Annotated in this window: 10 protein-coding genes; 7 read left to right on the top strand and 3 right to left on the bottom strand. The window is 60.9% G+C overall.

The window, feature by feature from the left end:
* Window positions 1-372 precede the first annotated feature (372 nt).
* Entirely contained in the window at window positions 373-1,140 is a 768-nt protein-coding gene (locus tag QRN54_RS06050) for a DeoR/GlpR family DNA-binding transcription regulator (RefSeq protein ID WP_003941419.1), read from the bottom strand.
* Window positions 1,141-1,167: 27 nt separating this feature from the next.
* Window positions 1,168-3,420, bottom strand: coding sequence for a 4-hydroxythreonine-4-phosphate dehydrogenase PdxA (gene pdxA, locus QRN54_RS06045; protein WP_285181740.1), 2,253 nt, complete (start codon window positions 3,418-3,420; stop codon window positions 1,168-1,170).
* A 212-nt stretch (window positions 3,421-3,632) separates the two neighbouring features.
* Here pdxA and QRN54_RS06040 point away from each other — a divergent pair, with 212 nt between their 5' ends.
* The 7 genes from QRN54_RS06040 to QRN54_RS06010 are packed head-to-tail and all read left to right on the top strand — an operon-like array spanning window position 3,633 to window position 10,621.
* Window positions 3,633-5,210 (top strand): ABC transporter substrate-binding protein, encoded by a 1,578-nt coding sequence (locus QRN54_RS06040; RefSeq protein ID WP_064689818.1) that lies wholly within the window; start codon window positions 3,633-3,635, stop codon window positions 5,208-5,210.
* Between the two features lie 4 nt (window positions 5,211-5,214).
* Window positions 5,215-6,219: an ABC transporter permease gene (locus QRN54_RS06035; protein WP_007732496.1), complete on the top strand. Its 1,005-nt coding sequence runs from the start codon at window positions 5,215-5,217 to the stop codon at window positions 6,217-6,219.
* Complete coding sequence (locus QRN54_RS06030) at window positions 6,219-7,166, top strand: ABC transporter permease (RefSeq protein ID WP_003941426.1); 948 nt, start codon at window positions 6,219-6,221, stop codon at window positions 7,164-7,166. Before QRN54_RS06035 ends, QRN54_RS06030 begins: the two co-directional genes overlap by 1 nt.
* 3 nt (window positions 7,167-7,169) lie before the next feature.
* Entirely contained in the window at window positions 7,170-8,003 is an 834-nt protein-coding gene (locus tag QRN54_RS06025) for an ABC transporter ATP-binding protein (protein WP_007732500.1), read from the top strand.
* A complete protein-coding gene (locus QRN54_RS06020) occupies window positions 8,000-8,866 on the top strand; it encodes an ATP-binding cassette domain-containing protein (protein WP_007732503.1) in 867 nt (288 codons plus the stop codon). The genes QRN54_RS06025 and QRN54_RS06020 overlap by 4 nt, the downstream gene beginning before the upstream one ends.
* Entirely contained in the window at window positions 8,866-9,825 is a 960-nt protein-coding gene (locus QRN54_RS06015) for an aldo/keto reductase (RefSeq protein WP_003941424.1), read from the top strand. The genes QRN54_RS06020 and QRN54_RS06015 overlap by 1 nt, the downstream gene beginning before the upstream one ends.
* Window positions 9,826-9,859: 34 nt before the next feature.
* Window positions 9,860-10,621, top strand: a complete 762-nt coding sequence (locus QRN54_RS06010) for an HpcH/HpaI aldolase family protein (protein WP_285181738.1) — start codon at window positions 9,860-9,862, stop codon at window positions 10,619-10,621.
* A gap of 63 nt (window positions 10,622-10,684) precedes the next feature.
* Here the strand turns inward: QRN54_RS06010 and QRN54_RS06005 are convergent, their stop codons facing one another.
* Complete coding sequence (locus QRN54_RS06005) at window positions 10,685-12,109, bottom strand: aldehyde dehydrogenase family protein (RefSeq protein WP_007732506.1); 1,425 nt, start codon at window positions 12,107-12,109, stop codon at window positions 10,685-10,687.
* Window positions 12,110-12,350: the final 241 nt, after the last annotated feature.

Here is a 12,350-nt window from a genome sequence, read left to right as displayed (position 1 = left end):
TCACCACGACCCTATGGCCGCCGCTCCGGGGCAACTTTTCCAGCCTATCCCAACCTGGTCACCGGCGCAAACCGCTGAACATTCGGGGAAGAACTGGAGGTGAAGCACAACCATACACGATGGAAACTACTTCGAAATTTGGTCAGGCACTTCGTCCAACCTCGTGTCACTCGCCGTGAAGGCGGGAGTCGGTGTCCGTGTCGCTCTGACTTGGAATAAGTTACGCGTCCGCCGAAGTCTTTGACAAATCCACAGGTCAGAGACTCAGAGGTATCCATTTCCCCAGCAAGATTGCCCGTTTCAGTCGATTTTCACGAATTCGGACATCATGTGACGCCGGACACCGTGCCCGGATCGGCACGCAGCGGGAACTCACACCACTTGGACTCGGATACCTGCATCCTCGAACAACGCGACTTGCTTTGCGTCTACTGCAGCATCGGTAACCAGCACGGCCCCCGGCGGAATCGGCGCCCACGCATGGAAAGGACGTTCACCGAGCTTGGCGGAGTGGGCGAGGATGTAGACCTCGCCGGCACGTTCGATCATCATTTCCTTGAGCCGGGTCTGATCGAGCTCAGCTTCACAAATACCCAGGTCAGCCGTAACTGCATCGGCACCGAGGAATGCCTTGTCAAACGACACCCGCTGCAGCGACGCTTCCGCCAGTGGCCCGACGAATCCTTGACTGAGCTGTCTCAGGGTCCCCCCGAGACATTCGACTCGAACACCATCAGCGTCGGCTAACGCCTCGAGCGCCGTCAGCCCTGCAGCGATCACCGTCAAATTCGTCACGTGACGTAAGAACTCTCCCATCGCTCCGACGGTGGTACCTGCATCAAGGAGCACGGTTTCTCCGGGCCGGACCTGCTCAGCAGCCCATTCGGCGATGCCCCGTTTGGCGTCGAATCCCTCCATTGCGCGTTGACGCAAGGAGGATTCCGGATGAGGGTTGAGAGCAATCGCCCCGCCGTACGTTCGAGCAATTACTCCCTGGGCAGTCAACTGACTCAGGTCGCGACGAATCGTGGATGCAGTCACCCCGAATTGGGCAGACAGATCCTCGACACTGGCCAGACCGCTGGTGCGAGCGAGCCTCGCAATCTCCGACCGCCTCGCCTCCGACTCCCGGATGGCCATCGCTCCTCCCCCTACAAACCGTGGTTCTTACTTGGAAACGAATGTGCTGGTTGCCAATTCGGCCGCCTGCCGCAGCGCTTCGACCATACTACCGGCCTCGGCGATGCCCTTACCTGCAATATCGAAAGCGGTTCCGTGATCGACGGAGGTACGGATGACAGGTAACCCGACGGTGATGTTGACGCCGGCCTCGATCCCGAGAACCTTGACCGGGCCGTGCCCCTGATCGTGGTACATCGCAACGATCAAGTCGTAGTCCCCACGTCCAGCGAGGAAGAATGCCGTGTCCGCCGGCAGTGGGCCGTGGACGTCGATTCCTTCTGCCTTCAAGAGTTCGACGGCGGGAATGATCTTCTGCTCTTCCTCTCCGTACCCGAAAAGCCCGTTCTCCCCCGCATGCGGGTTGATCCCGCACACGCCGATTTTCGGAGATGGATTGCCCGTGCGCACCAAAGCTTCGTGACCTCGACGAATGGTCCTCTCGACCAGGCCGGGCTCGATCCTGGCAACTGCATCGAGCAGTCCGATGTGAGTGGTCACGTGAATCACCTTGAGCTTGGGGGTCGACAACATCATCGACACCTCCTCGGTACCGGTCAGGTGCGCAAGCAATTCCGTGTGTCCGGGATAGATGTGTCCTGCCGCATGCAGCGCTTCCTTGTTCAGCGGCGCCGTGCAGATCGACTGGACTTCACCGCGTACGGCGAGTTCGCTTGCGACGCGGATATATTGATAGGCCGCATCCCCCGCGACTGCCGACAGTTCACCCCAGGCGAGATCCTCGGGTAGCAAGTCCAGGTCGATGACGTTGATCCGTCCATCGATGAATTCAGCATCCTTGATCTCCTCGATCGCGACCACGTCGACGTCGATTCCGAGCACCGTGGCAGCCAATCGCAAACGCTTCGCGTCGCCGACAACAACAGGGCGGCAACGCTTTCTCGTTTCGGCGTCGAGGAGTGCGGGGACGATCACTTCCGGTCCGACGCCGGCGCCGTCGCCCATCATGACAGCAATCAGCGGCAGTGGAGTGGATTCGATTGACATGGGATTGACCTCGTTGTCTGAAGGAGTAACTGAAGGTGGACTGTCCGGAGCGGCGACCGGGGTGGGGTGCGCGAGAAACTTCGTTATGGAGAAAAGACTGTGTGCATTCCCGAAACTGCCTGGCCGCGTGACGATGTACCGTCCGGTGCGATCGACGGAAAGTACGGCGCCGTGTTCGATTTCGTAAATCGGTGACAGCGTGTCGATCCGCAGGCGGTCGAGAACGCTGCGCGCGGTTTCGCCACCGGTAAGTACCAGGTCGATCGGGTACTCGTCGTGGGAGAATCCTGCATCGACGGCAGCGATCAGATCGGCGAGAGCCGAAACGAGGTGGACGGATTCTGCAGGCACGACAGGTCCACTTACCGAAACCACGACGTTTCCGCGATCCAGTGCGTTCAGAATCGGAAGCGGATCGACCGAATGCGCCAGCAGCTCAGCACTGTTCACTTCGATATGATGCGCCCCTGAATCCCGAAGCAATGCCACTTGGTCCCCGGCAGACGCATCCGCCGTCCCCACGACGACCAAGGTAAATCGAGAATCACGAAGAGACGGGCACGCGCGGGGTGCCTGCACGGTTCTTCGTCGTGCCACTGCCATCGCGAGCGCCGAGGTTCCTACCAATCGAGAACCCCGAACCTCCTGTGCTGCAGCCACAATCAGTTCCAGATCATTCTCGGTCTCGACATCGCAGATCGCCACCGACCCGGCTTCTGAGATCGACGCAAGAACCTGGCTCAAACGACCGGAGCGAATGTCATCCAGCGATACGCCAGAAGTGATTGCCGACGGGCCGAGCGCCTCTGCAATCGACCGAGGAGTCGGCTTCGACTCCGCGCGCCACAGGTCGGTGGAGTGCAACGCAACCCCATCGACCAACACCACGCCGTCTTGCACCGTGCGCCCTTGTCTGGGCAGTCCGGCGGCGACGATGACCGGGGATCCGTCGCGGGAGAGTTCTCCAACCTCCGCTGCTATGTTGCCCCTGAGCAGGGAATCGATCTTCTTGACGATCTCGGAGCCGTCAGACGATTGCAGAACTGATCTCACGTCCCGAGAGGCTCTGGCGGGGTCGGATCGCCGTGAGTGCAGATCGAAAACCGTCACTCCTGATCCGTCGGGCGCATCTGGGCCGAGCCGAAGCGATATGCCCGAACTGCGGAGCAGAAATCCTGCGGCCGACTCCGCTGCTCCGGAAAGATCATCAGCGATGATTACCAGTGGTTTCATCGAATTCCTCGACCCCCTTTCGGTCTGAATCGAGTATGCACAGCATCGCGACCGATGCGCGAAGTACGCAATCGAAGTTACGGGACTTGCGCGAAGTGCGCAACAGTGCCATTGTGAGCTGAGTTACAAGCGAGAGCCCGACGCGATTGTTCACCAACAGTCCGCTCGGAGCGTCGCCCCCACGCTGCCCCGTCAGGATCGAAAGGTCACCGATGACCAATACTCGTTTGCGAACACCACAGCTCTCCCGGCGATCCTTTCTGCAGTTCACCGGGCTGATCGGTGGCGCAACGCTTCTGGGCACGACTGCCGCGTGCGCCGGCCCTTCCGGGAAGCCGACCCAGGACACCCTGGTGCTCGGGCTCAACCGTTCGCTCGTCAGCCTCGACAACAAGCTCAATCAATTCGACGCAGCAGTCACGGCTCAGCGTGGCGTCAGACAAGGTCTCACCCGGATCGGCGACAGTCTGACACCGCAACTCGTTCTCGCTGACAGGTTCGAATCGACCGGCCCGACCGAGTGGACGGTTCGACTCCGCGAGGGCATCCGTTACTCCGACGGCACACCTGTGCTGATCGACGACGTCACGACGGCAATGCAGATGTACCAGCAGGTCAGCGGATCGTTTGTCGCACCGCAGTTCCCAGAGTGGCCGACGGTCGTCCCCATCGACGATCGCACCTTCATCCTTCGGACGAATTCCCCGGTGCCGGTTCTGGACTCGCTCATGTCCAACATCTTGATCACCCCGGCCGCTGCCAACGAACCCAACGAACTGCAGAGCGGAATCGGGTCGGGACCGTTCGTCGTCAGCGAATCGAACCGGGGCACCGGCGATTACACGCTTGTCGCCAATGACAACTACTGGGGCCCGGCCCCCGGCGTTCGTCGTGTTCAGGTCCGCTTCATTCCCGAAGAGGCCGGCCGCGTCGTCGCGCTTCGGAGCGGCGAGGTCGACGTCATCGACTCGATCAGTCCCGATTCCGCCGAACAACTCGCCGATCTGCCTGGTGTCCAGGTGGACACAGTGCCGAGCACGCGCATCAACCAACTGTTCTTCAACTTCCGCAAGCCCGCCGATCACCCACTGTCCAATCCGCGTGTCCGAGAGGCTCTCACGTATGCCATCGACGGTGAGTCACTCGCTCGGGACGTGCTGATCGGTTCCGCAGTCCCGGCCACCGGCCCCGCACCGTCGACCTTGGACGGAGCCGTGAAAACCGGCACTTACCAATATGATCCACGGAAAGCGCGGCAAATGCTCGAGGCCGAAGGTGCCGACGACCTCGAACTCACCTTCATCTGGGAAACCGGAGAGTTCACCAACGACGTCTCGGTGATGGAATCGGTACTCGAAATGATGAAGGCCGTGGGAGTACGCGTCAAACTCCAGCAGTTCGAACCGGGCGGTGACATCTCGTCCTGGCGCCAGGGCAAGACCGGCGACTGGGATGTGCTGGGCAACGGCTACGGCAACCAGACCGGACTTGCACTGACGACGTTGCAGGGGATGTACGCCGGCACAGCGGAGAAGGAAGCAACTCGCGACACCTATCACGGGTACGTCTTCCCCGAAATCACCGCGAAGATCCAAGCCGCATCCAGTGAACCAGACCCGACCAAGCGCGCCGCTCTACTCGACGCCGCACAACAAGACATCTGGAACACCTGGCCTTGCCTGTGGAGCTTCGTACCCAACGCACTCCTTGCGAAACGCACTCGTGTACAAAATGTTTCACTGACCCCGATCAACTCCTACGACCTCGGCGCCGTCCGATTGGAGGCCTGAGGCGATGACTCTCACCGCTCCGAAACCGCAAACCGCTCTCGGAATCTCTCCGCGTCGACGCACACGGATCAACCCGACCGTCAAATACGTGCTCAAACGTCTGGCACAGAGTGCCTTGACGATCTTCCTCACGCTCACAACAGTGTTCGTCCTGATCCGAATGGCACCCGGCGATCCTGCCTACGCCTTGGCCGGACCGCTGGCCAGCACCGAGGATCTCGCACAGATCCGTGCTGACATGGGCTTGGACAAGTCGGTGTTCTCCCAATACCTGATCTACCTGTGGGACCTCGTCCACCTGAATCTCGGCACGTCGTACTCGTTCCAGGCGCCGGCTATGGACGTTGTCCTCGGCCGTCTCCCGTACACCATCACCCTTGCCGTCAGCTCCATTCTGTTGACCGCCGTGCTCTCGATTCCGCTGGGCGTGTGGATGGCCCGTCACGCGGACACCAGACGTGAACTCGGTGCGAACGTCGTAGCCGTCGGCGGGCAGTCCATGCCGGAGTTCTGGAGCGGCCTGATGCTGGTGACGATCTTCGCGGTCTTGATCCCAGTACTCCCGGCAGCCGGTTTCACCACGTGGCCGTCGTTGATCCTGCCTACCGTCACCATCGCCATCCTTCAGATCGCGTTGATCTCCCGGATGGTTCGACGCGAAATGGTCTCGGCCTTCGCTTCTCCGTACATCACGGTCGCACGTTCTCGCGGAGTATCGGAACGCGAACTCACCTGGCGATATGCGATGCGTAATTCGGCGATTCCGATCGTCACCGCGCTGGGCACCAGATTTGCCGGAATGCTGAACGGCGTCGTGGTGGTCGAGGTCGTGTTCGCCTGGCCTGGTGTCGGCTCGCTGGTGGTCCGCGCACTCGAGACTCGCGACTACCCGCTCATCCAGGCCACCGTACTTGTCACCGCGGTTCTCGCAGTGCTCGTGCAACTGGCAGTGGACCTCCTCTACCCCCTCCTGGATCCACGCGTGCGACTCGGAAAGGGCGCCAACTGATGACTACCGTCTTGGAACCTCCAACAACTCCACGCGCCAGCGCGGTCACCGAGGCAGACTTCGCACGCGCCGGAGCCACGCGCCGTAAGCGAGACAGCCGAGTCAAGATCTGGGCCGGCTCGATCTGCGCGCTCCTGGTGATTCTTCCTGTTGCATTGGCGGGACTACTCCCCCTTGCAGATCCGAACCAGACCAACCTGAGCAGTCGACGGCTACCGCCCCTCACCGACGGCCATCTGTTCGGCACCGATCAGTTGGGACGAGATCTGCTCTCACGGATCCTGCACGGCGGCCAGGTGTCTCTGACGATCGGTATTCTCGCCGTGATCGTCTCCGGCGTCATCGGCATCGTCGCCGGATCCGCCGCGGGGTACTTCGGTGGTTGGGTCGACACCGTGATCTCCCGCCTACTCGAAGCACAGCTTTCTCTGCCTTTGCTGATGATGCTGCTTCTCGTTGTTGCGCTGTTCGGCCCGTCCATTCCCGTCATCACGTTTGTCATCGCGATCGCACAGTGGCCCGAAGTCGCACGGTTGACTCGCTCATTGGTACTCGTCGAACGCGAAAAGCCTTACGTAGCTGCAGCTCGAGTCCTCGGACTTACCCGCATGGCCATCCTGCTTCGTCACGTCATTCCCAACATCGTCAAGCAGGCATCGCTCGTCGTCCTGCTGCTGCTCGCGCAGGCCGTACTGCTGGAAAGTTCGTTGAGCTACCTGGGCGCCGGACCGCAACGTCCATTCGCTACCTGGGGACGAATCATCGCCGACGGCCAGGACTACATCACCACGTCATGGTGGATCGTCACGTTGACCGGTCTGATGATCGTGCTGCTGGTCGTCGGAGTGAACCTACTCGGCGATGGTCTGCGCGATCGTCCTGCAGGTTCGAAACGACTGGGCGCAAGCCTGTTCGGGCGTGGCAGCGCCCAGAAAGCGAAGGCGTGAGACATGGGAAATCTACTACGGGTCGACGATCTCCAGATCGAACTTGTCACGGCGAACGGCGTCATCCGAGCCGTCGACGGCGTGTCCTTCTGCATCGACGCCGGTGAAACCGTCACCATCATCGGTGAATCCGGCTCCGGAAAGTCGACGACAGCCATGGGGATTCTCGGACTGCTTCCGGACGATCTTGCGGTTCTTTCCGGGAAAGCCGTGTTCAAGGGTCAGGACATTCTCGGAAACACGAAGATCCTGAACGATATTCGCGGAAAACACATCGCGCTCATCCCCCAGGACCCGATGACGGCTCTGAGTCCCGTCCACACCATCGGTAGCCAACTTCGAGAAGCAGTGCGCCACAGCGGTGTGACCGCGAAGAAGCAACAAATCGAGCGGGCAGTGCAACTGCTCGAGCAGGTACGCATTCCGTATCCGGATCAGCAACTCGACAAGTACCCGCATCAACTGTCGGGTGGAATGTTGCAGCGCGTCCTGATCGCCGGCGCTCTTGCTGCCGGCCCCGAACTGATCGTGGCCGACGAACCCACCAGCGCACTGGACGTAACCGTTCAGGCCGGGATTCTGGATCTATTGCTCGAGTTGCAGGAGCGCACCGGCATCGGAATGCTGGTCATCACTCACGATCTCGGAGTTGCGCGGTTGGTCTCCGATCGCATCTACGTGATGAAGGACGGACGTTTTGTCGAGACCGGTAGTGCCGACGTTCTCGTCGACTCACCGCAAAGCGCCTACACACAAAAGCTTCTCGACGCCATACCTCAACTGGGGCCTTGGGACGGCGACCCCGCCCGTTCAACACAGATCGGAGCCTCGGCATGACCCGCCACGAAACGCCACTTCTCGCCGTCGAAGATCTCGTGGTCGAGTATCCGGTTCCCGACGGAGTTTTCCGAGCCGTGGATGCTGTGAGCTTCTCGGTGGAAAAGGGCAAGACCTTGGCCATCGTCGGCGAATCCGGATGTGGCAAGTCGACCATCGCTCGATCGATCGTCCGACTCCTCACACCGACCAGTGGACGCATTCTCGTCGACGGCAATGACATCGCGCAGATGTCGGAGAAGTCGCTGCGCCCCTACCGCTCTCGCGTTCAAATGGTGTTCCAAGATCCGTACGGATCGCTCGACCCTCATCTGACTGCCGAGGACATCATCGGAGAACCACTGCGCCTCAAAGGTGTTCGGAGCAAGTCTGAACGTGCAAAGGCAGCAGCAGAACTCGTCGATCGCGTTGGCTTGCCCAGCTCGGCACTACACCGACGTCCGGCGGAGTTCTCAGGAGGCCAACGTCAGCGCATCGGAATTGCTCGTGCACTTGCCAGCGGACCCGAGATCCTGGTCTGCGACGAAGCGACCAGCGCTCTCGACGTGTCGGTGCAAGCGCAGGTACTCGAGCTCCTACGTGAAATTCAGGCCGATACCGGTCTGACGTACGTTTTCATCTCACACAACTTGGGCGTCGTCCGAGAAATCAGCGAGACCGTAGTCGTGATGTCGAAAGGAACCATCGTCGAATCCGGTTCCACAGACACAGTTCTCGCCAGTCCGCGCGAGCCGTACACCCGCGCACTACGAGGCGCTGCTCTCGATCCCACCACCATGGTCGGCATCAAACCACGCCACGTGGTGGCAGCCCTGTCCAAGAACTTGCTAGCCAAGCAGACCGAATCACGAGGAGTTGCCTGATGACCGCCCCACTCGAGCTTCCGAAACTGGTGCTCGGCACCATGACATTCGGAGACACGGTCGACATATCGGGCGCCGGATCGATGCTCGACGCAGCACTAGGCGCCGGTATCTCTCACATCGACACGGCCAACGGCTATGCGGGCGGCGAGTCCGAGCGCATGCTGGCAAAGCTGCTCCACGGCCGACGCGATTCCGTCACTCTGGCCACCAAAGCGGGAATGCCGCATCCCGATGCCGGCGACAACAGCCCACTCTCGACAGAGGGGCTCCGAGCAAGCGTCGAAGGAAGCCTGCGCAGACTCGACACGGACTACGTCGACCTGTTCTATCTCCATCAGCCGGACCGAACCGTCACGCTGACCGAAACTCTCACCACCGTCGCGGAACTGGTTGCCGAGGGCAAGATCCGCACACTCGGCGTATCCAACTTCGCAGCGTGGCAAATCAGTGAAATCAACTACACCGCAGACACAGTCGGAGCTCCCCGACCGATCGTCGCACAGCAGCTCTACAACTTGCTCGCGCGTCGCATCGAAGAAGAATACGCAGAATTCGCGGACGTGACCGGACTGACCACCATGGTCTACAACCCACTCGGTGGGGGCCTGCTCACGGGGCGCCACACCTTCGAGGAAAGTCCCGCCGACGGCCGATTCGGCGACTCACGTCTTGCGTCGATGTACAAGGAGCGATACTGGAACACACAGATATTCGACGCGATCGCTCAACTGACGGCAATCGCAGAGCAGTCGGGCATCTCCCTGACCGAGCTTGCGTTGCGCTGGCTGGTCAGCAAGCCCGTCGCCGGATCGCTGCTCCTCGGAGGATCCAAAGTAACGCACCTCGAATCCAATATCGCGGCCATCGGGCGAGGTCCACTCGACGCCTCGACCGTCGAAGAGTGTGATCTCGTCGGTGCCGCCCTACGAGGCCCCATGCCCAACTACAACCGCTGAAACACCCGACCTTCATCAGGAAGAGTTCTTCACTATGTCAGCACAGGAATTCGCCGCACGCATCCGAGGACGCGAACGCATACTCGGATATTGGTCCGTCATCGACAGCCCGATCTCGACCGAATGGATCGCGCACGTCGGCTGGGACTACATTGCCCTCGACATGCAGCACGGCCTGATCGGCTATTCGGGGATGGTCGCCGGGCTCACCGCCATCGACTCGTCACCGTCCACCGTCGGGATGGTGCGCGTCGAGGCAAACAATCCGACACCCATCGGCCGTGCACTCGACGCGGGCGCTGTGGGCGTCATCGTTCCGCTGATCAACAACGCCGAAGAGGCAGCGGCCGCCGTGGCAGCCGCCAAGTATCCGCCTTTCGGCATCCGCTCCTACGGACCCATGCGCTCGCAACTCCGTATCGGCCCCGTTCCCGCCGACGCGAACCGCGACACCGTTGTATTTGCGATGATCGAGACCCCACAGGGTCTGGCGAACGTCGAAGAGATCTGCGCAGTGCCCGGATTGGACGGCGTGTACGTCGGGCCGTCCGACCTACGAATCGCCGTCGGAGGTAAGCACTCCAACGATCCGGACGTCGCCGAGGAATTCGAATCAGCGCTCACCAGGGTGCGCGAAGCTGCCGCCGTCAGCGGAGTCGCTGCGGGAATCCACACACCTTCCGGTCAGGTTGCGGCACAACGGCTCGGGGAGGGCTACACGTTCGTGACCGTGGCCTCGGACCTGACACATCTGGCGAACATCTCGGCTCAGCATTTGGATGCCGCCAAGTCCTGATCCGGGTACAAAAATGGCGATGCTCCCGCACTTGGTACGGGAGCATCGCCATTCTCGAACAAACTATCTCTGAATCGCCTTGATCTCGAGGAACTCTTCGAGCCCGAACGTGCCGGCCTCGCGCCCGACGCCCGACTGCTTGTACCCACCGAACGGAGCATTCGTGTTGAAGGCGCCGCCGTTCACCTCGACCTGCCCGGCACGCAGTTGCCGTGCGACGCGATCCGCGCGATCGGGGTCACCTGACCAAACGCCACCGGCCAGTCCGTACTCGGTGCCGTTAGCGATCCGCACTGCGTCGGCCTCGTCTTTGTAGCCCATGATCGAGAGGACCGGTCCGAAGATCTCCTCGCGCGCAATGGTCATGTCTTCGGTCACGTTCGCGAACACCGTCGGACCGACGAAATATCCACTGGCCAGACCGGTTTCGCGACCGTCGACAACCGCGGTGGCACCTTCCGACACACCCTTCTCGATGTATCCGCGAACGCGTCCCAGCTGATTCGCGTTCACCAGAGGACCAAGCACCGAAGTCGGCTGAGTCGGATCACCTACCGGGAAATGAGCGGCGACCGCAGCAGCAATTGCCGCTGCCTCATCCACCTTCTCCGCGGGAACCAACATACGCGTCAGCGCCGAACAGGTCTGGCCCGAGTTGATGAAGCACTTTGCGACGCCGTCCGTGACAGCCTTTTCGAGATCGGCGTCGTCGAGAATGACGTTCGCCGACTTGCCACCCAGCTCGAGCGAGACCTTCTTGATGGTGTCCGCGGCGACGATGGCCACTCGCTTGCCTGCCCGAGTCGACCCGGTGAAGGAGACCATGTCGACTTCCGGGTGGCCGGCGATGGCTTCACCCACTACCGGGCCGTAGCCACTTACCAGGTTGAATACACCTGCAGGCAAACCAATTTCGTCGAAGATGTCAGCGAGAGCGTACGTGATGAGTGGCGCAACCTCGGTGGGCTTGAGAACCACGGTGCAGCCCGCCGCGAGCGCACCGCCAACCTTCAAGACAACTTGGTGGAGCGGGAAGTTCCAGGGAGTGATCGCGCCGACAACACCCGCAGGTTCGCGAACAATCAGCGAATTCCCGACCTCGTGAGCGTCGAAATCATAAGTGCGAGCCAATTCGGCAAATGCATTCAAATTCGCGAGCGGCATTCCGATTTGCACGGGCTTCGCGAATCCGATCGGCATGCCCATATCCTGCGAAACCAGCGCCGCAAGATCATCGGTACGTTCGGCAATAATCGCCGCGGCTTTGGAAAGATATTCGGCTCGCTCGCCGCCGGATAGTGCAGACCAAGCGGGGAAAGCCTTTCGTGCTGCCTTCGCGGCCGCATCGACATCTTCGACAGTGCCTTCGGCGACAGTTCCTATCAGCTCTTCCGTAGCCGGATTGAGAACGTCGATCCGACCGCTGCCAGTGGATTCGATCCAGGCGCCATCAACATAGATTTTGGTGCGGTCGAGAATATCGGTCATCGAAGCCTCCGTAGTCATCACGCGTGCACAGGTGAGGTGGGCCCGATCACACGGGGCACCTCTTCCGAGCCTAGCCACGCTCGACGGGTTCCGTGGCAGGTTGGTGTCGAGATTGACCTTCGACTGACGAGACTTGTGGTGCGCGCACGCTTTTCAGTGATGGTGTGAACGTACCGTTCCCCTCGCCTAAGAGGGTGAGCGTGTCGTTCACTCCATGCCGGGGTGCCGGCGGCGTGCCCGC

Source organism: Rhodococcus sp. MEB032 (assembly GCF_030208925.1).
Lineage (GTDB): Bacteria > Actinomycetota > Actinomycetes > Mycobacteriales > Mycobacteriaceae > Rhodococcus_F > Rhodococcus_F qingshengii.
The sequence above is the reverse complement of the archived record's forward strand: the minus strand, read 5'-3'. Positions and strand labels throughout refer to the sequence as shown.